The sequence below is a fragment of the Streptomyces sp. NPDC001668 genome, from assembly GCF_042893155.1.
GTDB lineage: Bacteria > Actinomycetota > Actinomycetes > Streptomycetales > Streptomycetaceae > Streptomyces.
Window position 1 is genome coordinate 497,776 of sequence record NZ_JBIAUQ010000005.1, and the last position, 25,337, is coordinate 523,112.

At 71.6% G+C, this 25,337-nt stretch carries 28 protein-coding genes and 1 riboswitch; of the genes, 15 read left to right on the top strand and 13 right to left on the bottom strand.

Translation table 11 applies throughout. The features are described 5' to 3' along the window. Position 1: 1 nt before the first annotated feature. Positions 2-751: a LytR/AlgR family response regulator transcription factor gene (locus ACFYZ8_RS18780; protein WP_388529825.1), complete on the bottom strand. Its 750-nt coding sequence runs from the start codon at positions 749-751 to the stop codon at positions 2-4. A 78-nt stretch (positions 752-829) separates the two neighbouring features. On the opposite strand from ACFYZ8_RS18780, the gene ACFYZ8_RS18785 reads away from it, so the two are divergent. The 7 genes from ACFYZ8_RS18785 (at position 830) to ACFYZ8_RS18815 (ending at position 9,469) form a co-directional block, all read left to right on the top strand. Further along, positions 830-1,315 carry an Lrp/AsnC family transcriptional regulator gene (locus ACFYZ8_RS18785; RefSeq protein ID WP_355752385.1) on the top strand — a complete coding sequence of 162 codons (486 nt, stop codon included), beginning with the start codon at positions 830-832 and terminating at the stop codon, positions 1,313-1,315. A gap of 154 nt (positions 1,316-1,469) precedes the next feature. Then, positions 1,470-2,282 (top strand): dimethylargininase, encoded by an 813-nt coding sequence (gene ddaH, locus ACFYZ8_RS18790; protein WP_388529822.1) that lies wholly within the window; start codon positions 1,470-1,472, stop codon positions 2,280-2,282. Continuing rightward, complete coding sequence (rocD, locus tag ACFYZ8_RS18795; RefSeq protein WP_359032095.1) at positions 2,279-3,499, top strand: ornithine--oxo-acid transaminase; 1,221 nt, start codon at positions 2,279-2,281, stop codon at positions 3,497-3,499. Before ddaH ends, rocD begins: the two co-directional genes overlap by 4 nt. Positions 3,500-3,655: 156 nt before the next feature. Continuing rightward, positions 3,656-6,097, top strand: a complete 2,442-nt coding sequence (locus tag ACFYZ8_RS18800) for a SpoIIE family protein phosphatase (protein ID WP_359032096.1) — start codon at positions 3,656-3,658, stop codon at positions 6,095-6,097. Between the two features lie 59 nt (positions 6,098-6,156). Next, positions 6,157-7,401, top strand: a complete 1,245-nt coding sequence (locus tag ACFYZ8_RS18805) for a SpoIIE family protein phosphatase (RefSeq protein WP_359032097.1) — start codon at positions 6,157-6,159, stop codon at positions 7,399-7,401. Between the two features lie 254 nt (positions 7,402-7,655). Next, positions 7,656-8,381: a lysophospholipid acyltransferase family protein gene (locus ACFYZ8_RS18810; protein ID WP_359032098.1), complete on the top strand. Its 726-nt coding sequence runs from the start codon at positions 7,656-7,658 to the stop codon at positions 8,379-8,381. Positions 8,382-8,455: 74 nt separating this feature from the next. After that, a complete protein-coding gene (locus tag ACFYZ8_RS18815; RefSeq protein WP_389049855.1) occupies positions 8,456-9,469 on the top strand; it encodes an NAD-dependent epimerase/dehydratase family protein in 1,014 nt (337 codons plus the stop codon). A gap of 50 nt (positions 9,470-9,519) precedes the next feature. Here the strand turns inward: ACFYZ8_RS18815 and ACFYZ8_RS18820 are convergent, their stop codons facing one another. The 8 genes from ACFYZ8_RS18820 to ACFYZ8_RS18855 form a co-directional block, all read right to left on the bottom strand. Next, entirely contained in the window at positions 9,520-11,130 is a 1,611-nt protein-coding gene (locus ACFYZ8_RS18820; protein WP_359032099.1) for an alpha/beta hydrolase, read from the bottom strand. Between the two features lie 128 nt (positions 11,131-11,258). Continuing rightward, positions 11,259-12,053 carry an urease accessory protein UreD gene (locus ACFYZ8_RS18825; protein ID WP_388529816.1) on the bottom strand — a complete coding sequence of 265 codons (795 nt, stop codon included), beginning with the start codon at positions 12,051-12,053 and terminating at the stop codon, positions 11,259-11,261. Further along, the gene (gene ureG, locus ACFYZ8_RS18830; protein ID WP_388529813.1) at positions 12,041-12,718 is read right to left on the bottom strand and encodes an urease accessory protein UreG; all 678 of its coding nucleotides are present in this window, start codon (positions 12,716-12,718) and stop codon (positions 12,041-12,043) included. The genes ACFYZ8_RS18825 and ureG overlap by 13 nt, the downstream gene beginning before the upstream one ends. 92 nt (positions 12,719-12,810) lie before the next feature. Beyond that, on the bottom strand, positions 12,811-13,485 hold the full coding sequence (locus ACFYZ8_RS18835) for an urease accessory protein UreF (protein ID WP_388529810.1): 675 nt from the start codon (positions 13,483-13,485) through the stop codon (positions 12,811-12,813). Beyond that, a complete protein-coding gene (locus ACFYZ8_RS18840) occupies positions 13,485-15,206 on the bottom strand; it encodes an urease subunit alpha (protein WP_388529807.1) in 1,722 nt (573 codons plus the stop codon). Before ACFYZ8_RS18840 ends, ACFYZ8_RS18835 begins: the two co-directional genes overlap by 1 nt. Beyond that, positions 15,199-15,510, bottom strand: coding sequence for an urease subunit beta (locus ACFYZ8_RS18845; protein ID WP_359032103.1), 312 nt, complete (start codon positions 15,508-15,510; stop codon positions 15,199-15,201). Before ACFYZ8_RS18845 ends, ACFYZ8_RS18840 begins: the two co-directional genes overlap by 8 nt. An 11-nt stretch (positions 15,511-15,521) precedes the next feature. Then, positions 15,522-15,824, bottom strand: a complete 303-nt coding sequence (locus ACFYZ8_RS18850) for an urease subunit gamma (RefSeq protein WP_359032104.1) — start codon at positions 15,822-15,824, stop codon at positions 15,522-15,524. A 132-nt stretch (positions 15,825-15,956) separates the two neighbouring features. Further along, positions 15,957-16,586 carry a TetR/AcrR family transcriptional regulator gene (locus tag ACFYZ8_RS18855; RefSeq protein WP_359032105.1) on the bottom strand — a complete coding sequence of 210 codons (630 nt, stop codon included), beginning with the start codon at positions 16,584-16,586 and terminating at the stop codon, positions 15,957-15,959. A gap of 122 nt (positions 16,587-16,708) precedes the next feature. Here ACFYZ8_RS18855 and ACFYZ8_RS18860 point away from each other — a divergent pair, with 122 nt between their 5' ends. Next, positions 16,709-17,695, top strand: coding sequence for an ABC transporter permease (locus ACFYZ8_RS18860; protein ID WP_388529804.1), 987 nt, complete (start codon positions 16,709-16,711; stop codon positions 17,693-17,695). Positions 17,696-17,747: 52 nt separating this feature from the next. Here ACFYZ8_RS18860 and ACFYZ8_RS18865 read toward each other — a convergent pair whose 3' ends face one another. Then, the gene (locus ACFYZ8_RS18865; RefSeq protein ID WP_359032107.1) at positions 17,748-18,026 is read right to left on the bottom strand and encodes a type II toxin-antitoxin system Phd/YefM family antitoxin; all 279 of its coding nucleotides are present in this window, start codon (positions 18,024-18,026) and stop codon (positions 17,748-17,750) included. Between the two features lie 70 nt (positions 18,027-18,096). Here ACFYZ8_RS18865 and ACFYZ8_RS18870 point away from each other — a divergent pair, with 70 nt between their 5' ends. The 4 genes from ACFYZ8_RS18870 to ACFYZ8_RS18885 all read left to right on the top strand — a co-directional run bounded on the left by ACFYZ8_RS18870 (position 18,097) and on the right by ACFYZ8_RS18885 (position 20,716). Next, a complete protein-coding gene (locus ACFYZ8_RS18870; protein ID WP_388529802.1) occupies positions 18,097-18,732 on the top strand; it encodes an ATP-dependent Clp protease proteolytic subunit in 636 nt (211 codons plus the stop codon). Positions 18,733-18,739: 7 nt separating this feature from the next. Continuing rightward, on the top strand, positions 18,740-19,045 hold the full coding sequence (locus tag ACFYZ8_RS18875; protein ID WP_359032109.1) for a hypothetical protein: 306 nt from the start codon (positions 18,740-18,742) through the stop codon (positions 19,043-19,045). 300 nt (positions 19,046-19,345) lie between these two features. After that, a riboswitch (cyclic di-AMP (ydaO/yuaA leader) is annotated at positions 19,346-19,557 on the top strand. Between the two features lie 3 nt (positions 19,558-19,560). Continuing rightward, positions 19,561-20,034, top strand: coding sequence for a C40 family peptidase (locus ACFYZ8_RS18880; RefSeq protein WP_359032110.1), 474 nt, complete (start codon positions 19,561-19,563; stop codon positions 20,032-20,034). Positions 20,035-20,128: 94 nt separating this feature from the next. Further along, positions 20,129-20,716, top strand: a complete 588-nt coding sequence (locus ACFYZ8_RS18885; protein WP_388529799.1) for a DUF6328 family protein — start codon at positions 20,129-20,131, stop codon at positions 20,714-20,716. Here ACFYZ8_RS18885 and ACFYZ8_RS18890 read toward each other — a convergent pair. Beyond that, the gene (locus ACFYZ8_RS18890; RefSeq protein ID WP_388529796.1) at positions 20,652-21,272 is read right to left on the bottom strand and encodes a LysE family translocator; all 621 of its coding nucleotides are present in this window, start codon (positions 21,270-21,272) and stop codon (positions 20,652-20,654) included. The two genes, ACFYZ8_RS18885 and ACFYZ8_RS18890, sit on opposite strands and share 65 nt — an antisense overlap. A gap of 90 nt (positions 21,273-21,362) precedes the next feature. On the opposite strand from ACFYZ8_RS18890, the gene ACFYZ8_RS18895 reads away from it, so the two are divergent. After that, the gene (locus ACFYZ8_RS18895; protein WP_359032113.1) at positions 21,363-22,277 is read left to right on the top strand and encodes a LysR family transcriptional regulator; all 915 of its coding nucleotides are present in this window, start codon (positions 21,363-21,365) and stop codon (positions 22,275-22,277) included. 6 nt (positions 22,278-22,283) lie between these two features. On the opposite strand, the gene ACFYZ8_RS18900 is transcribed toward ACFYZ8_RS18895, so the two are convergent. Further along, the gene (locus ACFYZ8_RS18900; protein WP_388529793.1) at positions 22,284-22,742 is read right to left on the bottom strand and encodes an ATP-binding protein; all 459 of its coding nucleotides are present in this window, start codon (positions 22,740-22,742) and stop codon (positions 22,284-22,286) included. A gap of 214 nt (positions 22,743-22,956) precedes the next feature. Between ACFYZ8_RS18900 and ACFYZ8_RS18905 the strand changes: the two genes are divergently transcribed. Together ACFYZ8_RS18905 and ACFYZ8_RS18910 are read left to right on the top strand one after the other, a co-directional pair. Further along, positions 22,957-23,817 carry a helix-turn-helix transcriptional regulator gene (locus tag ACFYZ8_RS18905; protein WP_359032115.1) on the top strand — a complete coding sequence of 287 codons (861 nt, stop codon included), beginning with the start codon at positions 22,957-22,959 and terminating at the stop codon, positions 23,815-23,817. Between the two features lie 9 nt (positions 23,818-23,826). Then, complete coding sequence (locus ACFYZ8_RS18910; protein WP_359032116.1) at positions 23,827-24,048, top strand: DUF397 domain-containing protein; 222 nt, start codon at positions 23,827-23,829, stop codon at positions 24,046-24,048. 39 nt (positions 24,049-24,087) lie between these two features. Here ACFYZ8_RS18910 and ACFYZ8_RS18915 read toward each other — a convergent pair whose 3' ends face one another. Continuing rightward, entirely contained in the window at positions 24,088-25,215 is a 1,128-nt protein-coding gene (locus ACFYZ8_RS18915) for an 8-amino-7-oxononanoate synthase (protein WP_388529790.1), read from the bottom strand. Between the last annotated feature and the right edge of the window lie 122 nt (positions 25,216-25,337).

Consider the following 25,337-nt stretch of genomic DNA (forward strand, 5'->3'; position numbering starts at 1 on the left):
GCTACGGCCTCCTCATCAGCAGGTCCCGCAGTTCGCGCGCGTGGCGGCGGCTGACCTGGAGCTCCTCGCCGCCGACCAGGACGCTCACCGTGCCCGCGTCCAGGCGGAGTTCGCCGACGTGGCGCAGGGCGACGAGATGGCGGCGGTGGATGCGGACGAAGCCGCGCGAGCGCCAGCGCTCCTCCAGGGTGGACAGCGGGATCCGGACGAGGTGGCTGCCCCGGTCGGTGTGCAGGCGGGCGTAGTCGCCCTGTGCCTCGACGTGGGTGATGTCGTCGACGGCCACGAACCGGGTCACTCCGCCGAGTTCGACGGATATGTGGTCGGGGTCGGGTTCGTGCACGGGTATCCGGGGGGCGCTGTCGAGGCGTTCGGCGGCGCGGCGGACGGCCTCCGCGAGGCGTTCCTTGCGGACCGGTTTGAGGACGTAGTCGACGGCCTTGAGGTCGAATGCCTGGACGGCGAAGTCCTCGTGGGCGGTGACGAACACGACGAGCGGCGGCTTGGCGAAGCCGGTGAGCAGCCGGGCGAGGTCGAGGCCGTCGAGTCCGGGCATGTTGATGTCGAGGAAGACGACGTCGATCGCCTCGGGTCCGTTCGGCCCGGACTCCAGCGCGCGGTTGATGCGGCGCAGCGCCTCGGTGGCGTCACCGGCGCCCTCCACGCTGCCGATCCGGGGGTCGGCGCTCAGGAGGTAGAGCAGTTCCTCCAGCGAGGGGCGTTCGTCGTCGACAGCCAGGGCGCGCAGCATGAACCCGGAGTGTAGGAGCAATTCGTACGACTGGACACGTGGGCAGGCGTGGGCGCCCCCGCTGGATACAGTGCCGACATGAACAGCAGGACCGTGGCGTTCGACGAGCTGGACCGGAAGATCATCACCGCGCTGATGGCGAACGCGCGGACGTCCTTCGCGGAGATCGGGTCGGCGATCGGGCTGTCCTCCACGGCGGTGAAGCGGCGCGTGGACCGGCTGCGGGAGACCGGGGTGATCACCGGGTTCACGGCCACGGTGGAGCCGTCGGCGCTGGGCTGGCGCACGGAGGCGTACGTCGAGGTGTACTGCGAGGGCGCGGCCCCGCCGCGGCGGCTCGCGGAGGTGGTCCGCAACCATCCGGAGATCACCGCGGCGATGACGGTGACCGGCGGCGCGGACGCCCTGCTGCATGTGCGGGCGCGGGACGTGGAGCACTTCGAGGAGGTCCTCGAGCGCATCCGCGTGGAGCCGTTCATCCGGAAGACGATCAGTGTGATGGTGCTGTCCCACCTCATCCCGGAAAGCCCCGAGGCGGGCGCCACGCAGCCGGCTCCCGAATAAACATCCGAGCACGCAGCGGTCCTGCGCCTTTTCGGGAAAATACGCAGCGTTCCTGCGCGGACACGCAATTCTCGTTCCTTGTCGGGCGTGACCGTCACTTCCTACCTTGGTGTCAACCCTCAGTCGACACCGCAGGAAGCGGAGGAACCCCTCTGTGTCCGACTCCCGTGTGCCGAGCCGACGGCGATTCCTCGTCTGCGAACCCAGACACTTCGCCGTGCAGTACGCGATCAATCCCTGGATGCATCCCGACACCCATGTCGACGTGGACCTGGCGCAGGAGCAGTGGCGGACCCTGATCCGCGCCTACGAGTCCCACGGTCACAGCGTCGACGCCGTGGAGCCGGTCCCCGGTCTCCCGGACATGGTCTTCGCCGCGAACTCGGCGGTCGTCGTCGGCGGCCGCGTCTTCGGCTCCCTCTTCCACGCGCCCGAGCGGCGCCCCGAGTCCACGCACTACGACCTGTGGTTCAAGAAGGCGGGCTACGAGGTCCGGCGCCCCCTGACGGTCTGCGAGGGCGAGGGCGATCTCGTCTGGACGGGCCGGTACGTGCTGGCCGGCACCGGCTTCCGCACGACCCGGGAGGCGCACCGCGAGGTGCAGGAGTTCTTCGGTCACCCGGTGATCAGCCTGACGCTGGTGGACCCGTACTTCTACCACCTGGACACGGCGCTCTTCGTGCTGGACGACGCCAACATCGTGTACTACCCGGAGGCCTTTTCGCCGGGCAGCCGCGAGGTACTCGCACGGCTGTACCCGGACGCGGTGCTCGCCACCCGGGACGACGCGATGGCGTTCGGCCTGAACTCCGTGTCCGACGGCCGGCACGTCTTCATCGCCCCGCAGGCCGAGGCCCTCGCCGTGCGCCTCGACCAGCACGGCTACGTCCCCGTCCCCGTCGACCTCTCCGAGTTCCACAAGGCCGGCGGCGGCATCAAGTGCTGCACCCAGGAGATCCGCTCATGACCGCACCCGCAAGCACGCGTTCCTCCGCCGATCTCATCGGCGCCGAGGAGCCGGTCCTCGCGCACAACTACCACCCGCTGCCCGTGGTCGTCGCCCGCGCGGAGGGCACCTGGGTCGAGGACGTGGAGGGCCGCCGCTATCTGGACATGCTGGCCGGGTACTCGGCCCTGAACTTCGGGCACCGCCACCCGGCGCTGATCGAGGCGGCCCACCGGCAGCTGGACCGGCTGACGCTCACCTCCCGCGCCTTCCACAACGACCGGCTCGCCGAGTTCGCGGAGCGCCTGGCCGCACTGACCGGCCTGGACATGGTGCTCCCGATGAACACCGGCGCGGAGGCGGTGGAGAGCGGCATCAAGGTGGCCCGCAAGTGGGCGTACGAGGTGAAGGGCGTCCCGGCCGACCGGGCCACGATCGTGGTGGCGGCGGAGAACTTCCACGGCCGTACGACGACGATCGTGTCGTTCTCCACGGACGAGACGGCCAGGGCGGGCTTCGGCCCCTTCACCCCGGGCTTCCGGATCGTGCCGTACAACGACCTGGCGGCGCTGGAGGCCGCGGTCGACGAGACGACGGCCGCGGTGCTCCTGGAGCCGATCCAGGGCGAGGCGGGCGTGGTCATCCCGGACGACGGCTACCTGACCGGCGTCCGCGAGCTCACCCGCCGGAAGGGCTGCCTGTTCCTCGCGGACGAGATCCAGTCGGGCCTCGGCCGCACCGGGCGCACACTGGCCGTCGAACACGAGGGCGTCGTCCCCGACGTCCTGCTCCTGGGCAAGGCCCTGGGCGGCGGCATCGTCCCGGTCTCCGCGGTGGTCGCCCGCCGGGACGTCCTCGGCGTCCTGCGCCCGGGCGAACACGGCTCGACCTTCGGCGGCAACCCGCTGGCGGCGGCGGTGGGCACGGCGGTGGTCGAACTGCTGGAGACGGGCGAGTTCCAGGGCCGGGCGGCCGAGCTCGGGCCGGTCCTGCGGGACGGACTCGCCGACCTGGTCGGCAAGGGGGTCGTCGGCTTCCGCGCCCGTGGCCTGTGGGCGGGCGTGGACATCGACCCGGCGATCGGCACGGGCCGGGAGGTCAGCGAGCTGCTGATGCGCGAGGGCATCCTGGTCAAGGACACCCACGGCTCGACGATCAGGCTGGCACCCCCGCTGACGATCACAGCGGAGGAACTGCGCGAGGCCCTCGGAGTACTGGAAAAGGTACTCAGGCGCTGACCCACCCAGGGGCGCGGGGAACTGCGCGATCGACACCCACCCGCACCCACCCGCCGTCCGGCCGGTCCGCCCGTCCCCCTGCGCGCACTCCCGACGTACCGGGTGAAGATGATGCGAAGAGGTGATAGACCACTCTCATCGACAGAGAGGCCGTCCGTGGGCGCTCAGGAGGAGCATGACACCACCGGGCACCGGTTCGACGTGGCCGATGCCGCGCCTCTGCTGCTCGACGCCCACGGCACGGTGACCGGCTGGACCAGGGACGCCGAGCGCCTGTTGGACTACGCCCCCTCCGAAGCCGTGGGACGGAGCGTCGCGGCCCTGCTCACCCCCGAGGACGCCCGCCGGCTGCCGGAGATCACGGCACGCTGCCGGACCGACGGGAGCTGGGCGGGGCTGCTGACCGCCCGGGACAGACAGGGCCGGCCGGTCCGGGTCATGGCCCGGATCGCGGTGGCCGACGATCCGGGCGCCTCCGACGGCTCCACGCGCTGGCTGGTCCTGCTGTCCGAGATGGCGGAGGCCCCCGGCTGGGACATGAGCCGCCGCGTGCTGGAGCAGATGGTCAGCCGCTCCCCCATCGGCATCGCGATCGTGGACACGGACCTGCGCTGCGTGTGGTCCAACCCGGCCCTGGAACAGTTCGGCAGTGCCCCGGCCCAGCAGCGGCTGGGACTCCGGTTCGCGGAGATCCAGCCGGGCCTGGACGCCGAGGCGATAGAGGCGCAGATGCGGCGCGTCCTGGAGACCGGTGAGCCGATCGTGGAGTACGAGCACGTCGGCCGGGTCCGCTCCGCCCCGCACCGCGAGACCGCGCACACGATGTCGTTCACCCGGATCGACGACGACCGGGGCCACCCGATGGGCGTCTACTACACGGTCGTCGACATCACCGAGCGGCACCGGGCCCGCCAGCGCCTCGCCCTGCTCGACCGGGCCGGCGAGTACATCGGCCGCAGCCTGGACATCCGCAGCACCGCGCAGGAGCTGGCCGACGTGGCCGTGCCGGCCCTCGCCGACTACATCACCGTCGACCTGCTGGAGTCGGTGCTGCGCGGTGCGGAGCCCACCGCGCGGGTGCCGCTGGTGCGGGCCGGGCAGCAGTCGGTGAACCCGGGCGTCCCCGAGGCCGTCGTCGAGGTCGGCGAGGTGGCCGCCTACCGGCCCGGCTCGCCCCCGCTGCGCTGCCTCGCCGAGGGCACGCCCTGGCGGGAGGAGCGGCTCGACCCGCTGGCCGCGGAGTGGGCGACCGGCATACCCGGAGGGCGGCAGGCCACCTTCCTGGAACTGGGCCTGCACAGCGTGCTGGTCGTGCCGATCCGGGCCCGGGGCGTCACCCTGGGCGTCACCACCTTCTTCCGCCGGCGCCGCCAGGAACCCTTCGACGAGGACGACCTGAACCTCGCCGAGGACCTGGTGTCCCGGGCCGCCGTCTGCGTGGACAACGCCCGGCGCTACACCCGCGAACGCGAGGCCGCGCTCGTCCTCCAGCGCAGTCTGCTCCCCCACCGGCTGCCCGAGCTGGACGCCGTGGAGGTGACCGCCTGCTACCGGCCCGCCGACGAGCTGACCGGCCTCGGCGGGGACTGGTACGACCTGATCCCGCTCTCCGGCGCACGGGTCGCCCTCGTGGTCGGCGAGGTGCCCGGGCACGGCATCGGCGCCGCCGCGGCGATGGGCCGGCTGCGGACGGCCGTACGGACGCTGGCGGCCCTGGAACTGCCGCCCGAGGAGGTGCTGGGTCACCTGGACGACCTGGTCGCCCGGGCGGCCCGCGAGGAGGGCGTCGGGCCGGACACCGAGGACACCGACAGCGCCCAGGGCTCGGGATGCGTGTACGTCGTCTACGACCCCGTCGACGGGCAGTGCACGATGGCCGCAGCCGGGCACCCCGCGCCCGCCGTGATCATGCCGGACGGCACGGTCGCCTTCGTGGACCTTCCGCAGGGGCCCTCGCTGGGCGTCGGCGGTCCGCCCTTCGAGTCGGTCGAGCTGGCCCTCGCGGCGGGCAGCACACTGGCGCTGCACACGGACGGGCTGCTCGCCCATGGAGAGGAGTGGGCCGTGGACGCGGGCCGGGACCGGCTGCGCCAGGTTCTGGAGAGGTCCGCGTCCACGCTCGACCTGCACTGCCGGGCCGTGGTCGACGCGCTGGCCCCGGACCGGCCGCACGACGACGTGGCCCTGCTCATGGCCCGCACCCGGCTGCTGGGCCCCGACCAGGTCGCGGACTGGGACGTACCCGTCGACCCGGCCCTGGTCGCCGAGGCCCGCAAGACCGCCTCCCGGCAGCTCACCGAGTGGGGTCTGGAGGAGTTCGCCTTCACCACGGAGCTGGTCGTCAGCGAACTGGTCACCAACGCCATCCGGCACGCCGTCGGCCCGATCCGGCTGCGGCTGATCCGGGAGCGGTCACTGGTCTGCGAGGTGTTCGACAGCGGGGACACCGCGCCCCACCTGCGCCACCCGCGCACCACGGACGAGGGCGGCCGGGGGCTGCTGCTGGTCTCCCAGTTCGCACAGCGCTGGGGCACCCGGTTCGTGCCCGAGGGAAAGATCATCTGGGCCGAGCAGTCCCTGGAGGATCCACCGGACTGACCTCCAGGCCCCGCATACCGTGGGAAAATGGTGCGATCCCGGCGCGGGAGGCGGCAGCCATGAGCGACACATCCAGCGACACCGACTCCATCGACTACGCGGCCGTGTTCCAGGCACTGCCCGGCATGGTCGCGCTCCTCACCCCGGACCTGGTGTACGCGGACGTCAACGAGGAGTTCCTGCGCATGTCAGGGCGCCGGCGCGAGGAGCTGGTGGGCCGCTATCTCTTCGACGTCTTCCCGGACAACCCGAACGAACCCTCGGCGACCGGCGTGCGCAATCTGGCCGCCTCCCTGCGCCGGGTGCTGGAGACCGGGGAGCGCGACTCCATGGCCCTCCAGCGGTACGACGTCGAGGTGCCGGGCCGGCCGGGGGTGTGGGAGGAGCGCTACTGGAGCCCCTGCAACGCCCCGGTGTTCGGCGCGGACGGCAAGGTCGAACTGCTGGTGCACCGGGTCGAGGAGGTCACCGAGCTGATCCGGGCCCGAGGCGGCCCGGGCGGCGGCCGGGACCAGGTCCTGGAGGCCGAGCTGTACACCCGCGCCCGCGAACTGCAGGCGGTCAACGAGCGGTTGCGGCGGGCCCACGCCCGGGACCGCGAGGTCGCGCTGGCCCTCCAGGACGCCATGCTGCCCACCCGCCGACAGAACCCGCAGCACCGGGTCGCCGTCCGCTACCGGCCCGCGGTCGGCGCGCTGCACGTGTGCGGGGACTGGTACGACCTGGTCGACCTGGTGGGTGGCCACCGCATCGGCGTCTCGGTCGGCGACGTGGTGGGCCACGGTCTCGCGGCCGCCGGCGTGATGGGCCAGCTGCGCAGCGCCCTGAGCGCCGCCTCGCGGGTGGCCGAGGGCCCGGCCCAGGCCCTGGACGTGCTGGGCCGCTACGCCCACGTCGTGGACGGCGCCGAGTCCGCGACCGCGGTGACCACCTTCATCGACTTCGACCACGGCACCCTCACCTACAGCAGCGCCGGGCACCCGCCGCCGATGCTGGTGCACGCCGACGGCCGGGTGGAGTGCCTGGACAAGGCGACCGACCCGCCGCTCGACGCCCGCCCCGTCCCGGTCCGCCGGCCGCAGGCCTCGACCACCTTCACGGCCGGCGCCACCCTCGCCCTGTACACCGACGGCCTGGTGGAGCGGCGCCACGAGGACATCGACACCGGGCTCGCCCGGCTCGCCGACTCCCTCGGCCGGCACCGCGAGGACGACCCCGAAGCCCTCGCCGACGCGGTCCTGCGGGAACTCCTCCCGCCGGGCGGCGCCACGGACGACACGGCACTGGTCATCGTGCGGCTGTGAACACGACAGGATTGCGCCCGGGAAGCAAGAGCGGCCCTTTGGCCGACCATCCCCGCGGTTCACGCCACAGCGTCCCCTCGGGTTGCCGCGCGCCACCCGCCGGCACCAAGCTGGTGCGGCGATCGCCCCTGGTCCGAGGAGCGGCCCTGTTCCGGCCATCGCGCCCTGCCCCTACACTGACAGCCCCGCCTCATGCCGGTTGACCAGCCAGAACGCGGAGTTGAGCCGTCCGCCCGACCGAGGAGCGCCCCCTCTTGTTCTACTACCTGCTCAAATACGTACTGTTGGGGCCGTTGCTGAGACTGGTCTTCCGGCCCCGAATAGAGGGCCTGGAGAACATCCCGGAGTCGGGTGCGGCCATCGTCGCAGGCAACCACCTGTCCTTCTCGGACCACTTCCTGATGCCGGCCGTGCTCAAGCGGCGCATCACCTTCCTGGCGAAGGCCGAGTACTTCACCGGTCCCGGCATCAAGGGCCGGCTGACCGCCTTCTTCTTCCGCAGCGCCGGACAGATCCCGGTAGACCGCTCCGGCAAGGAAGCGGGCCAGGCCGCCATCCGCGAGGGACTCGGCGTGCTGCGCAAGGACGAACTGCTCGGCATCTACCCGGAGGGCACCCGCTCCCACGACGGCCGCCTCTACAAGGGCAAGGTCGGCGTCGCGGTGATGGCGCTCAAGGCGCAGGCCCCGGTCATCCCCTGCGCCATGATCGGCACCTTCGAGGCGCAGCCGCCCGGCAAGGTCATCCCCAACATCCACCCCGTGGTGATCCGCTTCGGCAAGCCGCTGGACTTCTCCCGCTACGCCGGGATGGAGAACGAGAAGGCGATCCTGCGGGCCATCACCGACGAGATCATGTACGCCATCCTGAAGCTGTCCGACCAGGAGTACGTCGACCAGTACGCGGCCGTGGTGAAGGCGGAGGAGACCGCCGCGCGCCAGGCGAAGGAGCGCAAGTTCCCCCGGATCCCGCTGAGCTGAGGTCTGCTGTCGGCAGAACCCCCTGGAGGCAGGGGAGTCGACCGCCGTACGGTCACCGCATGACACGACGTGCTGTGGTGGTCGGAGCGACGGGACAGATCGGGCGGCCGGCGGTGGCCGCGCTGGCCCGGGACGGCTGGGAGGTGACGGCCGTCTCCCGGGGCGGCGGACGGGACGAGGGCTGGCCGGCCGAGGTGCGTACCGCGCGGGCCGACCGGGCGGACGACGCCGCCCTGGCCGCCGCCGTGGGCGAGGGCTGCGAGGTCCTGGTGGACATGGTGGCCTACGGGCCGGAGCACGCACGGCAGTTGGTGGCACTCGCCGACCGTGTTGGCTCGGCCGTGGTGGTCTCCAGTGTCTCCGTGTACGAGGACGACGAGGGCCGTGGCTTCGACACGCAGGGCGAGCCGGGGGGCTTCCCCGAGTATCCGGTGCCGATGGACGAGGGCCAGCGGACGGTTGCGCCGGGCGAATCCTCGTACAGCACCCGCAAGGTGGCCCTGGAGCGTGAACTCCTCGCCGCGGGCGACCGGTTGCCCACCACGCTGCTGCGGGCGGGCGCGGTCCACGGACCGCACAGCCCTCTTCCGCGCGAGCTGTACTTCGTCAAGCGCAATCTCGACTGCCGGAACCGACGCGTACTGTCGTACGGCGGCGAGAGCCGGTTCCACACGGCGAACACACACAACATCGCCGAGCTGATCCGGCTCGCGGCGCTGCGGCCGGGTTCCCGGGCCCTGAACGCCTGCGACCCCGAGGCCCTCACCGCGGCCGAGACGGGCGCGGCGATCGACGCGGTCATGGGCGTCACCACGGAAACGGTCTTGCTGGAAGGTCCACCGCGGAAGCAGTCGGTGGGCCGCACACCCTGGTCGACCCGGCATCCGGTCGTGGTCGACATGTCGGCCGCGGAGCGGGAGTTGGACTACCGCCCTGCACTGTCGTATGCCGAGAGCCTGCCGGAGACCGTCGACTGGCTCACACGGAAACTGGACCAGCGAGATTGGCGCGAGGCATTCCCTGCCCTCGCCCGTGTGTATCCCGACCTCTTCGATTACTCGGCGGAGGATGCCTTCCTCAACGTATGAGGAGGGGGGCCGAATCCCCGGCCCCCCTCCTCACGGTACCGCCGGACGGCTTACGGCTTCGGCGTGGCGTGCGGGGTGCAGGTCACGTCGGCCTTGTCCAGCTTGCCGGTGAGCAGGTAGGCGTCCACCCGCGGGTTGATGCACGGGTTGACCAGACCGGTCACGCCGTGGGAGCCCGCGTCCTTCTCGGTGATCAGGCGGGAGCCCTTGAACCGCTTGTGCAGTTCGACGCCGCCGTCGTACGGGGTGGCCGCGTCACGCTCGGACTGCACGATGAGCACGCCGGGCAGGCCCTTGCCGGTTTTGACGTTCACCGGGGTCTGCTGCTTGACCGGCCAGGTGGCGCAGGGCAGGTTCAGCCAGGCGTTGGCCCAGGTCATGAACGGGTACTTCTTGTTGAGCGCGGTGTTGTCGCGGTCCCACTTCTTCCAGCTGGTGGGCCACTTGGCGTCGGTGCACTCGACGGCCGTGTAGACGGCGTTGCCGTTCTCCGAGGAGATGTTGCCCGCGGTGTCCGTGAGGTCCGGGGCGGCCGCGTCGACCAGCGCCTGGGTGTCACCGGCGACGTACTTGCTGAACACCGTCGCGACCGGCACCCACGAGGAGTCGTAGTACGGGGCGCTCTGGAAGAAGCCGATCAGCTCGGCCGGGCCGACGACCCCGCCGATGGGGTTCTTCTTGGCGGTGGCCCGCAGTTCGAGCCACTTCGCCTGGACCGCGGCCCGGGTGGTGCCGAGGTGGAAGGCGGCGTCGTTGGCGGCGACCCAGTCCTCCCAGTCCTTCCAGCGGCCCTCGAAGGCGATGTCCTGGTCGAGGTTGGCCTCGTACCAGATCTTCTCCTTCGACGGGTTGACGACGCTGTCGACAATCATGCGGCGCACGTGGCCGGGGAACATGGTGCCGTAGACGGCGCCGATGTAGGTGCCGTAGGAGACGCCCAGGTAGTTGAGCTTCTTCTCGCCGAGCGCGGCACGGATGACGTCCAGGTCGCGCACGGTGTTGGGCGTGGTCATCTGCTGGAGCATCGCCTTGCCGGTGCGCTCCGCGCAGCCCTCGGCGTACTCACGCGCCAGCTTGCGCTGGGCCAGCTTGTCGGCCTCGGAGTCCGGGACCGGGTCGGCCTTGGGCGCCTTCACGAACTCCTGCGGGTCCATGCAGGAGATGGGCGCGGAGTGGCCCACGCCGCGCGGGTCGAAGCCCACGAAGTCGTACGCCTTGGCCACGTTCGCCCAGATCGGGTTCTTGGTCGTGACACGCAGCGGGAAGCGCATGCCCGAGCCGCCGGGGCCGCCCGGGTTGTAGACGAGGGCGCCCTGACGCTCCGCCGTGGTGCCGGTGTTGCCGATGTGGTCGACGGCGAGCTTGATCTGCTTGCCGTTCGGCTTGGCGTAGTCCAGCGGCACGCTGACCCAGCCGCACTGGACCGGCTTCGCGATCCCCCAGTCGGCGGGGCAGTCCGCCCAGTCGATACCGGCCTTCGCGGCGCGGGCGGCGGCGACGGTGACGCCGACGGCCTCCCGGTCCTGGCCGTGCCGGCCGCTGTCACGCGTGTTGGCGCCGGACGCGGGTGCCGCGACGGCACCGGATATGAGTGTGGCCGTGATGAGTACCCCGGCCGAACCGAGCGCGGCCGTCCGCCACTTCGGTCTCGTCTCCCTCAAGAGGGATCCCTCCCCGTACGTCGTTTCGATTCGTACGGGGATCCTCCTGGCTATGGAGACGCTGTGAACAGGGGGATGGGCCCTTCTTTGCCAATCCGATAAACGGAAGAGCTCGTTCGCTGGGCGGACTAGGCGTCCAGGACCGTCAGCGCCTGCTCCAGAGACCGGCGCAGTCGCAGGGCGTCCGGGGCGACGGCGCTCACCAGGGCGGCGGGTCCGGCGAGCGGCATGAGGGCGGCGCCCTCGTCGAGCACCTGTGCCGTCACCGGCCGGTCCGCGAACTCGGGCCGTACGACGAGAAGTTGGCCGACCGCCCGGTGGCCCCCGAGCACCGCGGGGCCGTCCCAGCCGCCGGGCGCCCCGGGTCCGCAGGCCAGCTCCTGATCGAGCACGGTCCGCCCCGCGACCCGCAGCACGAGTCGGCTGCCGAGCCGCCCGGGCTCCTCCCCCGCCCGCCCGAGCACCTGCTCCTCACGCAGCACGAGCCGGGCTGTCGCCGCGACATCGATGTGTGTGGTGACGTGCAGGTCGCTGCCGCCCGCGGAGATCAACTGCTCGGGCAGCCAGTGCAGTTCGCCGCCGTCGGCGACGGTGAGCCGCACGTCGTAGCGGGCCTCGCCCTTGACCTGGCCCGGCAGGGCGATGGTGGCGGCGGCGGATCCGACGCGCAGACGCGCGCCCTGGTGGACATCGGCCTCCACGGTGAAGTGGTCGCCGCCGAGGGGTCCGCTCATCGCGCCGACGAGCATGACCCGCGTCTGGGCGCCGCTCCCCCGGGTCCTCCGCAGCGCCAGCGGCCCGTCGCTCTCCAGCACCGGCAGCGCCGTACCGCCGCGCCCGTCGTCCCGCGCGACCATCCGCGCGGTGGCCCGCACCCCGGCCACGGCCGCGGTCACGGCCTCGGTCACGGTCACGCCGTCCACGCGGCGAGCTGTGTCCGGACCCAGGCGGCGGTGTCCTCGACGCCGGTCTCGCTCCGCAGCGACTGGAGGACGACGGGGAGTTCGGCGCGCTGGGCCTTGGCGTCGGCGGCCATCCGTGCCAGGTCGGAGCCGACGTACGGGGCCAGGTCGGTCTTGTTGACGATGAGCAGGTCGGCGGTGGTGACGCCGGGACCGCCCTTGCGCGGGATGTCGTCCCCTCCGGCCACGTCGATCACGAAGATCTGGGCGTCCACGAGCCCCTTGGAGAAGGTCGCGGTCAGGTTGTCGCCGCCGCTCTCCACGAGGATCAGGTCCAGGGGGCCGACCTCGTCCTCCAGGTCCTCTACGGCCTCCAGGTTGGCGGAGATGTCGTCCCTGATCGCGGTGTGGGGGCAGGCACCCGTCTCCACGGCGGTGATGCGCTCGGGGGGCAGGACGGCCTCCCTGAGGAGGAACTCGGCGTCCTCGCGGGTGTAGATGTCGTTGGTGACGACGGCGAGGGAGAGTTCGTCGCGCAGGGCCCGGCAGAGGGCGGCCACGGTCGCTGTCTTGCCGGAGCCCACGGGGCCGCCGAGGCCGATGCGGAGGGCTCTGCGGGTGCCGTCGGGGCGGTGCGCGTCCGCGCTGAGGGCGGCGGGGGTGTCGTGGTGGTGGTCGAGATGCATGTACGGCTCCTGAGGGTTCGTTGTCGGGTGCGGGTGCGTGGGGGCTGGTCGCGCGGTTCCCCGCGACCCCGAGTGGGTCACCTGGGCCCCCTCTAGGAGGCGAACAGGCGTACTGGCCATGCCGCGTGCAGTTCCGCGCCGATTTCCAGCAGCGGGGCGGACGTGGCAGGCAGTGCGTCGGTGCCCTCACCCAGCGCCCGGCTCGCCGCCTCGACCGCTCTGTCCGCCACGCGGTCCAACTCCGGGGTCAGTCGCGCCAGTACACCCGTCGCGTCGAAGGGGTCGAGGCTCAGCAACCGCACCGTCGCCGACGCGGGCCCGCTCACGCTCTCGTACGCCGCGCAGTAGGCCGCGTCCAGGGGCTCAAGGCCCGCCGATCGAGCCGCCAGACCCAACACGACGGGCTGGTGGGCACCCTTGGGGAACTCCCGTGCCACCGCGTCGAGTTCGGGCGACGGCCAGGTCGCCCGGGCTGCCCGCATCAGCTGGCGGCCCAGCTTCCGCGCGGCGACCCGCAAGGCGGGCGACGGCGTACGGGCATCCGCCGCCGCGTCCAGCTCCGCGGGAGGGACCCCCAGTACGGCCGCCGCGGCCAGCGCCGCCGACACCAGGCCCGCGGTGTGCAGCCGCCCCCGGCAGAAGGACTCCAGGTCCTCCGCTCCGGTGATCCGCCCCGCCTTCACGGCCGCCTCCGCCCCGCCGGAGTGCGCGTGCCCCCCGGCGGGAAAGCGGCCGTCGGCCAGGACGAGTAGCGCAGCCCTGGACATCAGAAGAGGAAGTAACGCTGGGCCATGGGCAGTTCGGCCGCCGGGCTGGCCTCCACCAGCTCGCCGTCGATGTGCACGGCGAAGCTGTCGGGGTCGACCCGTACGTCGGGCCGCGCGTCGTTCTCCCGCATGTCGGCCTTGGTGACCTGGCGCGTCGACTCGATCGCCACGAACCGCTTGCCGAGCTGGAGCCGCTCCGGGAGCCCGTCCTCTATGGCGAGGGGCGCCACGAAGTTGAAGGAGTTCGAGGCGGGGGCCCGTCCGATCGCCCCGTACATCGGCCGGGGAAGGATCGGCTGCGGGGTCGGGATGGACGCGTTGGCGTCGCCCATCTGCGCGTAGGCGATCTGCCCGCCCTTGATCACGAGGTGCGGCTTGACGCCGAAGAACGCCGGCTCCCACAGCACCAGGTCGGCCAGCTTGCCCGTCTCCACCGACCCCACCTCGTGCGCGAGCCCCTGGGCGACGGCGGGGTTGATCGTGTACTTGGCGACATAGCGCCGTACGCGGTGGTTGTCCGCCCGGCCGTCACCGGGCAGGGCGCCCCGGCGCCGCTTCATGACGTGCGCGGTCTGCCAGGTCCGCATGATGACCTCGCCGACGCGTCCCATGGCCTGGGCGTCGGAGGAGATGATCGAGATGGCGCCCAGGTCGTGCAGGATGTCCTCGGCGCCGATGGTCGTGGGACGGATGCGGGACTCGGCGAAGGCGAGGTCCTCCGGTACGGCCGCGTTGAGGTGGTGGCACACCATCAGCATGTCGAGGTGTTCCTCGGCGGTGTTGACGGTGAAGGGCCGGGTCGGGTTGGTCGAGCTCGGCAGCACGTGCGGCTGGGAGACCACGGTCATGATGTCCGGCGCGTGCCCGCCGCCCGCACCCTCGGTGTGGTAGGCGTGGATGCCCCGGCCGGCGATCGCGGCGAGGGTGTCGCCGACGAATCCGGCCTCGTTGAGGGTGTCCGTGTGGATGGCGACCTGGATGCCGGTGCGGTCGGCGACGGTCAGCGAGGCGTCGATGACGGCCGGGGTCGAGCCCCAGTCCTCGTGCAGCTTCAGCCCGAGGGCGCCGCCGCGGATCTGGGACAGCATCGCCTCGTGGGAGACGGTGTTGCCCTTGCCGAGGAAGCCGATGTTGAGCGGGTACTGCTCCATCGCCTCCAGCATCCGGGCGAGGTGCCAGGGGCCGGGGGTGACCGTCGTCGCCTTGGAGCCCTCGGCGGGGCCGGTGCCGCCGCCCACGAGTGTGGTCACGCCGGACGACAGCGCCTCGTCGGCGATCTGCGGGCAGATGAAGTGGACGTGCGCGTCGACGGCGCCGGCGGTCAGGATCCGGCCGTTGCCCGCGATGATCTCGGTCTCGGGGCCGATCACCAGGTCCGGGTGCACCCCGTCCATGGTGTCGGGGTTGCCCGCCTTGCCGATGCCGGTGATCCGGCCGTCGCGGATGCCGACGTCGGCCTTGACGACACCCCAGTGGTCGACGACGACCGCACCCGTGATGACGGTGTCGGGGGTGCCGTCTGCGCGCGTAGCACGCGACTGGCCCATGGACTCGCGGATGACCTTGCCACCGCCGAACACGGCCTCGTCACCGGCGAGTCCGGGTCCGCCGGAACGGTCCTCCTCGACCTCGATCAGCAGATCGGTGTCGGCGAGCCGGATGCGGTCGCCGGTGGTGGGGCCGAACAGGTCGGCGTAGGCGGCACGAGAGATCTCAGGCATCGAGGGAACCTCCGGTCTCCCCGCGCAGGCCGGGCACCACGCGGGCGCCGGTGAGCGGGACGAGTTCCACCTCGACCGGGATACCGGGCTCGAAGCGCACCGCGGTGCCGGCGGCGATGTTCAGCCGCTTGCCGCGGGCCGCGGCCCGGTCGAACTCCAGGCCGGGGTTGGTCTCGGCGAAGTGGTAGTGGGAGCCGACCTGGACGGGCCGGTCGGCGGCGTTGAGGACGGTCAGCCGGGTGACCTCACGGCCCTCGTTGTAGACGATCGGGTCCTCGGCGAACAGGATCTCTCCGGGAATCACGGCAGCCCCCGTCAGACGATCGGGTCGTGGACGGTGACGAGCTTGGTGCCGTCCGGGAAGGTCGCCTCGACCTGGACGTCGTGGATCATCTCGGGGATGCCCTCCATGACGTCGTCCCGGGTCAGCAACTGCCGTCCGGAGGCCATGAGTTCGGCTACGGTACGGCCGTCACGCGCGCCTTCGAGGATGTGTGACGTGATGAGCGCGACCGTCTCGGGGTGGTTGAGCCTGAGCCCGCGGGCCCGGCGCTTCTCGGCCACGTCGGCCGCCACATGGATCAGCAGCCGCTCTTGCTCGTGCGGGGTCAGTTGCACGTCCCACCTCACAGTCCTCGCTCCGGACCGTGCGGGGCCCGGTTGCCTCTGCCCCGGGGCAAAGTCCCTGGTGGCGTGGATCCGCAGGCTAGTTGGATCCGGTTTCAGGCACGTTAACCGAGCTGTGATCGCTCAGCGCGTGTCGGCCTCGGCCCGCATGCCCGTCAGCGCCCGCAGGCCTTCGCTCAGGATCTCGGCGGGCGCCGGCCCGAACAGGGCCTGCTGCGCGATGAAGCCCATCGCGGCCGCCATCATCGTGCGGGCCACGTACTCCGGTGGCACGTCCGGCCGCATGGTCCCGGCGTCCTGGTACGCCCGGACGATCCGCGCCCAGGTCTCGCGGACCGCGCCGTAGCCCTCGCGCAGGACGGCGGCCAGCTCGTCGTTGCGGAGCGTCTCGGTCCACACCTGGATGACCAGGCGCGCGAACGCCGGCTGCCCGTCCACGGTCAGCGACTCCTTGGTGGCGAGCACGCGGCCGAGCACCGACGCCACCAGGAGGTCCGGGGGCGGGGGCGGGCTGCTCCGGGCCGCCTCCTCGAAGCCCTCGTGGACCTGCCCGAGCACCTCCGCGACGATCGCGCCGATGAGCTCCTCCTTGCCGCTGAAGTAGCGGTACACGGCCCCCGCCGACAGATCGACCTCCTTCAGGACGTCCTGCATCGATGTGGCGTGGAAGCCGTTGCGGGCGAAGCAGACCGCCGCGCCGTCGAGGATCTGCCGCCGCCTGGCGTCGAGGTGTGCCTGGGATACGCGAGCCATGGCGCCCAAACTAAAACGAACATTCCTTCTTGACAAGCCACGGACCATGGCGGGACGGTGGGAGCGAATCAAAACGAACGATCCTTCTTTTTTACGGGGCACCCGCCCCGGAGAGGACCCTCATGTCCACCCGTCGCATGATCGCGGTCGTCGTCCTCATGCCACTGCTCGCCGCCCTGGCCCTGTGGGCCTTCGCCTGGCCGGCCGCCCGCACCGCCCCGCACGACCTGCCCCTCGGCGTGGCCGGACCGGCCGCCGCGGCGGCGCCGGTGGAGCAGGGACTCAGGCAGCACAAGGGCGCCTTCGAGATCCACCGTTACGCCGACGAGAGGGACGCGCGGACGGCGGTCGAGGACCGGACCGTATACGGCGCGGTCGTCGTCTCCGCGCAGGGCCCGGAACTGCTCACCGCGTCGGCCGCGAGTCCGGTCGTGGCGCAGCTCCTCCAGCAGGCGGTGACCCGGCAGGCGGCGGCGACCGGCACCGAGGTGAGGACCGTGGACGTCGTCCCGACCCCGGCAGCCGATCCCAGGGGGGCGGCCCTGAGCACGTCCGTGCTGCCGCTGGCGCTGGCCGGCATCATCGCGGGCGCGCTGGCGACCCTGCTCGGACTGCGCGGCCCGCGTGCCGTGACCGCGCTGATCCTGGCCTCCGCACTGGTGGGCGTCATCGCGGCCGCCCTGGTCCACAGCTGGCTCGGGGTCCTCACCGGGAACTGGTGGGCGGAGGCGGGGACGTTCGCCCTGGCGACGCTGGCGGTGAGCGCGGCGGTCGCGGGCCTGGCCGCCCTGGTCGGCTTCGCGGGGATCGGGGCCGTCGCGTTCCTGGTGATGTTCCTCGGCAACCCGTTCTCGGGTGCCGCCTCGGCCCCGCGGCTGCTGCCCGAGCCGGTGGGCACGATCGGCCAGTGGCTGCCGCCGGGCGCGAGCGCGACCCTGCTGCGGTCGGTGTCGTTCTTCGACGGCGCGGCGGCCACCGAGCCCGCCCTGACGCTCACCTGGTGGGCCGCGCTGGGTCTGGGTGCGGTGCTGCTGGGAAACGCGCTGAAGGCACGGGCGAAGAGCACCACGCCCGCCGCCGCCGAACCCGAACTCGCCCCCGCCGGCTGACCGAACCGCTCTCCGTGCCCCCGGCCACGACGGCCCGGGGGCACACGCGTCTCTACGAGGCGCCGGGCCCCCGGTGATGCGCCGCGATGCCGAACCGCTGCTGTTCGCGAGGAGCGGACGCGACCTCCCGCACGGCCGAGACCGCGCTGATCACCTGCTCCTCGGCGAGCCCCTGAGCCTCCTCCAGCTGTTCGAGGTCGGCGGCCGAGACCAGGGCGACCAGCGGCTTTCCGTGTCGCGTGACGACGACGCGCTCGCCGCCGTACACCACCCGGTTGATCAGGTCGGCGAGCTCAGCCCTGGCTTGCGTCACCGGAATCTCGTAGGCCATACCCCCATCATAACGTCACGTACGTCCTGTACATTTTTTACAGACAGTCTGACGCGAGGAGGGGTACCCGATGACCCGACCGACCGCCCGTCACGTCCTGCCCGAGTTCCATGAGCGCACCGGCTCCGGGCACAAGACGTTGGATCCGTACTCGAAGCTGCTGGAGGAGCGGATCGTCTTCCTCGGGACGCCGATCGACGACATCTCGGCGAACGACCTGATGGCGCAGTTCATGCACCTCGAGTACCAGGACCCGGACCGGGACATCTCGCTCTACATCAACTCCCCCGGCGGCTCGTTCAGCGCGATGTCGGCGATCTACGACACGATGCAGTACGTCAGCTGCGACGTGGAGACGACGTGCCTCGGGCAGGCCGGCTCCTCCGCGGCGGTGCTGCTGGCGGCGGGCACCCCGGGCAAGCGGTCGGTGCTGCCGGGCGCCCGGGTGGTGATCCACCAGCCCGCGCTGAGCGAGCCGGTGCAGGGACAGGCCAGCGATCTGGCCATCCAGGCCGACGAGTTGACCCGGGTGCGGGCCCGCCTGGAGGAGATGCTGGTCCGTCACACCGGGCGCAGCCCCGAGCAGGTGAGCGCGGACATCGAGCGGGACAAGATCCTGGACGCGCAGGGCGCCCTGGACTACGGCCTGGTGGACGCGATCGTCCCGAGCCGGAAGTCCTCGCCCACCACGCCGGGCGCGAGGTGAGCCGTCGATGGTGCCGGACCTTCCACCGCTGCCCGCGCTGACACGCGCCGAGGGCGAGCTGATCGACCGTTATCTCGACGTGGTCGACCTGCTGGGCCGGATCAATCCGGCCCGGCGCGAGGACACCTACGGCGGACTGCGCGCGGCTCAGGCGCTGGTGACCAGGGCGGCCGAGCTGCGTGACGCGCTCGTACTGATGCACGGCCGGGGCGAGCGCGAACTGCATGCCGCGACGCTGGCGCGGGCGCTGCGGGTCCTGGACGGTGAACGGCGCACGGCCCGGGTCACCGTGCCACCCCCCGGCGACAGTTGACGAGGCGTCCGCGGCTGAGTCGAAACGGGCCGAACGACGTACCCCCTATTGGAGGAGGCGCGGCTCCTTTTTCACGACCGCTGGGGTTGCGCAACGCGCCTGCTACAGGAGCGGAATGTGGTGTTTCTGCGCTGGTCGGGGGCTCCTCGGGCCCTCGACACCCCTGCGTTCGAAGGGGTGTTCACCCAAACGGGTGAGTGGTGAGTAACAACACAAATCCACGGTTCCGTTGGGTTTTTCGCACTTCCGTACGCCAAGATCCCTGTCTGACGACAAGCCCCCGCCGCAGCGGCGGGGCGATCCGGGCGGACGCCGAGTCCTGCCGCCGCCCGGATGACCGGTCGACAGGAGTGGATCGGCAGGAGTGGAGGACCCAAGCACGACGGGTCGCCGGAACGGTCACGCCATGACCGGGCCGAGCATCCCTTGGGGTGAAGCCGCGTCAGCGGCCGGGCAACTTCGCCAGCCCGAATCCGACAGGTCATCCTTCACAGGCGGCTGACGAAGGGTTGCGCATGACTGCGCTCAATCGTGTCCCGTCGCTGATGGTCCGGGCCGGTACGGCCTCGGCATTCGCCATCGCCGCTGTGGGCGGCTCCGTCGTGGTTCCTGGTGTCGCAGCCGACGCCGCAGCCGCGACGCCGGCGACGACGGCGCTGAAGGTCGCGGCGTCCAAGAAGGGCTCGCCGTACAAGTACGGCGCCACGGGGCCCCGCCGCTTCGACTGCTCAGGGCTCACGCTGTACTCGTTCAAGAAGGCGGGCAAGAAGCTCCCGCGCACCGCGGCCCAGCAGTACAACAAGACCCGCCACATCGGCGCGGGCAGCCGCAAGGCCGGGGACCTGGTGTTCTTCCACTCGGGTTCGAACGTCTACCACGTCGGCATCTACGCCGGGAAGGGAAAGATCTGGCACGCCCCGAAGACCGGGGACGTGGTGAGGCTGCAGAAGATCTGGACGAAGAGCGTCTGGTACGGCCGGGTCAAGTGACGCCCCCGAGGGGGCGGCGGCGACCTGACCTCCCGCCGCCCCCTCGGGCTCCCGCGGACGCGTGACACGGGCTCAGCTGGTTACCCGTCCCCGCATGGCCGACCACCGCCCGTGCACCGCCCGCAACGAGACTCCGCTGGAGCGCGCCGACCGCAACTTCGGCGAGCTGCTCCAGGAACTGCGCGTGACCCAGACCGGGGTGCAGATCCTCTTCGCCTTTCTGCTGACCCTGGCCTTCACACAGCGCTTTCCCTCGCTGGACACCTTCCAGCGCGCCACCTACGTGACCACACTGCTGCTGGCGGTCGTGGCGGCGGCCCTGTTCACCGCACCGGCGGCACTGCACCGCTCGCTCTTCCAGCGCGGCGCCAAGGCCCGCATAGTGCAGGTCTCCTCCCGCCTCGCCACGGTCGGCATGGGAGTCCTGGTCCTCGCATTCACCGGCTCCGTCCTGCTAGTCGTGGACGTGACCACGGGCCGGGCCGGCGGAGTGGCCGCGGGCACGGCGACCCTGCTGGTGTGTCTGGGCCTGTGGTGGCTGCTGCCCCGGCTGGTGCGGCGGGCGGGCCGCACCGAGGAAGGCGGCACGGCAAGGACCCACCCGGCCCGTGAGCCGGTCAGGCGGCGAGCAACGGCTCGGCCAGGAGCAGCACCCCGAGTACCGTCAGCGCGCCTCCGGTGACCCTGGTGACGGCCCGCGCGGCCCTCGGCCTACGCAGCCACCGCCCCAGCCGGTCCACGAGCACGGCCACCGCCGGAAACCAGACCAGCGCGAGCCCTACCACGATCAGCGCGAGCAACGACGTCCGGGGCAGCGCGGAGGCACCGTCCGGCACGAACTGAGGCAACAGGCTCAGGAACGTGATCGGCGCCTTGGGATTGAGCGCGTTGGTGACGAAGCCCTGCCGCAGTGGGCGCCCGTCGGACTCGGGCACGTGAGCCGTGACCTGAGGGGCCTTCCGCAGCTCCAGCAAGTCCCGCACCCCGAGGTACAACACATAGCCCCCGCCCAGCATTCGAAGCGCGTGGAACAGTGCGGGCACGGCCGTGAGTACGGCGGCGACGCCCGCCACCGCGAGCGCCGTGTGCAGCAGCAGTCCGCACGCGACGCCGATCGCGCAGACGATCCCGGCCCTACGGGCGACCAGGGCGTTGCGTACGACGACGGTGAAGTCCGCGCCCGGCACGGCGACCATGCCGGCGGCGACCCCGGTGAAGGCGACGATCTGTCCATCCATACGACCCAGCGTGCCGCAGTAGTGCCTTCAGCAGGTATTTCGAATAACCTGGGCTCCCCTTAACCATTCCTTTAGGCAGGCTGCCCCGCCATGTACGACCCGACCCGGCTCGCCGCCCTGGTCGCAGTGGCGGAGGCGGGTTCGATCACCCGGGCCGCCGAGCGCCTCGGCTACACCCCGCCCGCACTCTCCCAGCAGCTGGCCAAGCTGGAGCGGGAGGTGGGCACGGCTCTTCTCGTACGGCATCACCGCGGTGCCCGTCTCACCGGCGCCGGCGAGCTGCTGGCGACCCGGGCCCGCCGGGTGCTGGACGAACTGGACCGGGCCCGGCTTGAACTCGCCCTACTGGCCGGCCTGTCGGGCGGCACCCTGCGGCTGGGCACCTTCCAGACGGCCGGCATCCAGCTGCTGCCACCGGTGCTGAGCGCCTTCCGACGGGCCCATCCTGACGTGGAGTTGGAGGTCGCCTTCTACGAGCCCCCCGCCGGAGCAGCCGCAGTGGCGGCCGGGGAGATCGACCTGGCACTGACGCACACCTATGAACCGGCCGAGCCGTCTCCGCTGCCGACCACGCTCAGCGCGGAACCCTTGCTGACCGAGGAGTTGGTCCTGGTGACCGCCCCCGGACACGCCCTCGCCGACGGCTCCACGCGGCTGCCGCTGGCGGAGCTCGCCGGTGAGCCGTTGATCAGCATGTCACCGGACCATCCGGCCCGTCGGGAGGTGGAGGCGGTACTGGCCCGGGCGGGGGCCACGCCGTCGGTGCTGGTGGCGACTCCGGGATACGCGCTGGTGTGCGCGCTGGCCAGCGCCGGACTCGGGGTCGGGGTCGTGCCGGAGATGGTGGTGCGGACGGCGGTCACTCCGGTGGGGGTGCGGCTGCTGGAGGGTGGTCTGTTGCGCCGTACGATCTCGGTCGTGCACCGGGCCGGTGAGCTCGCGCCCGCCGCGGATGCCTTCCGGGCGCTGCTGCGGGGGGCGTTCGGCCGCGTGCGGCCGCTTTGACGTCTCTTACGGCTCCTGCTGTCCCGCCGCCGTGACCGGCTGCGCCGGTACGGTCCACGGGAGTTCGATGGAGACCGTCTTGCCGCCCTCCCGCGTCGGCCTGACTCTCAGTTTGCCGCCGGACTCGGCGACCAGCCAGCGGATGATCACCATGCCCCGGCCGTTGTCCTGCTGGACCGCGGCCGGCAGGCGTTTGGGGAAGCGGGGGTGGCTGTCGGTGACCCCGATGCGCAGGTGTTCGTCACGGTCCAGCTCGATGTCCACCGTGAAGGTGGGTGACTGCCCGAAGGTGTGCTGTACGGCGTTGGTGGCGAGTTCGGAGACGATGAGCCGGACGGTCTCGGCGGCCTCGGTGGTGGGTGGCAGACCCCACTCCGCGAGTGTGCTCAGGACGTAGGTGCGGGCCGCGGAGACCGAGGCGGGTTCGCTCGGCAGAGTGACGGATGCTTCCAGGTGGTCTGCCATGGCGACGTCGTCCCTTTCCCACGGGACCGGAGTCCGACACGGTGCGGATGGTTCGAGTACGGTCCCGGACTGGTGGTTCATCGCCAGAGTGCCATTACCGGGGCGCCGACGGGTGCCGATCCACCAAGATATGCATATATCTGTCGCTCGAAGCGGTGAACTCTGCGACGCGAGACCGTATTTGGGTGGCTCGTAAGGAGTAAGGAGTAGCGCCATGCAGCACGGTCCCGCGGTGCGCCGCCGGAAGCTGGGCGCCGAACTGCGTGCGCTGCGCGCAAGTGCGGGCCTCACCAGTGGTGACGCGGCCCGGCTCGTGGGCTGGCACCAGTCGAAGGTGAGCCGTATCGAGACCGGTGCCAGCGGGGTGAAACCGGCCGATGTGCGGTTACTCCTCGACGCCTACAGTGTGGGGGACGCGGAACTGCGGGAGCTGCTGCTGGCGTTGGCGGGCTCCGAGGAGACCGGCGGCCGGCACCACTGGTGGCACGCCTACCGGGGTGTCCTGCCGCCGACGTACCGGGACTTCATCAGTCTGGAGGCCCAGGCGAGCGCGATGTGCACCCTGGAGACCTCCGTGGTGCCCGGGCTGCTCCAGACACCCGAGTACGCCCGCGCGGTGACCCGGGCCTCGGTGGACGGCCTCGACGACGAACGCCTCGACGCGCTGGTCAAGGTCCGGCTGGCCCGGCAGGACGTCCTTCGGGCACAGCGGCCCCTGGAGTTGAGCGCCGTCCTGGACGAGGCGGTGCTGCGGCGGGAGGTCGGCGGCCCCGAGGTGATGGCCCGCCAGCTCAAGAGACTCCAGGAGGCGGCGCGACTGCCTCAAGTGCGGCTGCAGGTACTGCCGTTCACGGCCGGGGCGCATGTGGGCATCACCGGGCCTTTCGTAATCTTCTCATTTTCGCGCACTTCTGATCTGGACGTGGTTGTTCTCGACCACTTGACGAGTAGCCTCTATCTCGAACGGAAAGAAGACCTCCAGGCCTACACCGAGGCCTTCAACACCCTTCGGATCCACGCCCTTTCGCCCGAGGACTCGTTGGACTACCTCGCCGGGATGGGTGACGGCACGTAAGGAGGCACCATGTCCGCACTGCCTCGGAACGTAACCTCCAGCAGGGAACTGCCCGAAGTGCGCTGGCTGCGCAGCAGCTACAGCACCGGGGCGAACAACTGCGTCGAGACGGCGAGGCCGTCGGCCGGGCCATGCGCCGGGCTGCTCGCCGTACGCGACTCCAAGAATCCGGACGGACCCGCGCTGCTCTTCTCCCCCGAGAGCTGGGCGGGCTTCACGGCCGCGTTCTGACCGTCGGTCCGCCAAGGCGCACGGCCGTGTCACGCCGACTCATGGTCGTGTCTCGCCGATCACATGTACAGCGCGTTCGATCTGCTCCTCGGAGAGGTCCGCGCGGGCGGTCAGCCTGAGCCGTGAGATCCCGTCGGGCACGGACGGGGGCCGGAAACAGCCCACCAAGAGCCCGGCGGCACGGCAGTCGGCCGCCCATTGCACGGCCTCCTCCGGGGAGGGCGCGCGCACCGAGACCACCGCGGCGTCCGGACGTACCGCTTCCAGACCCGCGGCGGTCAGGCGTGCGTGCAGTCCGGTCGCCACCTCGCGCGCGCGTGCGGCCCGCTCGGGCTCACGGCCGAGCAGCCGCAGTGCCGCGAGGGCGGCTCCCGCCGCGGCGGGGGCAAGACCGGTGTCGAAGATGAACGTCCGTGCCGCGTTGACCAGGTGTTCGATGACCCGTGCGGGGCCGAGGACGGCACCGCCCTGGCTGCCGAGCGACTTGGACAGCGTGACCGTGACGACCACGTCGTCGGCGCCCGCGAGTCCCGCCGCGTGCGGGGCGCCGCGGCCGCCGGCGCCGAGCACCCCCAGGCCGTGGGCGTCGTCGACGACCAGGCCCGCGCCGTGCTCCCGGCACGCCTCGGCGAGGCCGGCCAGGGGCGCCGCGTCGCCGTCGACCGAGAAGACCGTGTCGGACACGGCGAGGGCGGGCCCGTCGTGCGTGCCGAGCGCCTTGCGCACCGCGTCCGGGTCGGCGTGCGCGACCACCTGGGTGGTACCGCGGGCCAGCCGGCAGCCGTCGATGAGGGAGGCGTGGTTGCCCGCGTCGGAGACGATCAGCGAGCCGTGCGGCGCGAGCGCGGTCACGGCGGCGAGGTTGGCCGCGTAGCCGGAGGAGAAGACGAGCGCCGCCTCGAAGCCGCAGAACTCGGCCAGTTCGCGCTCGAGTTCGGTGTGCAGCTCGGTGGTGCCGGTGACGAGCCGGGACCCGGTCGCACCGCCGCCCCAGGTCCGCGCGGCCGTCGCGGCGCCCGCCACGACCTCGGGATGGCGGGCCAGGCCCAGGTAGTCGTTGCTCGCGAGATCCAGCAGCGGCGAGTCGGCCGGGCGCGGCCGCAGGGTCCGTACGAGCCCGGCCTCCCGGCGCGCCGCCGCCTGCTCGTCGATCCAGCCGAACGCCATGGGTCCTCCGGGGCTTTTGTAGACAACGGACAGACCCTAGCGGCAGCAAACGCTACCCACGGTGTGGCAATACCCACACGTCAAAGCGGGTGAGTTGTTCGATCCCTACCTTGGCCGGAAGC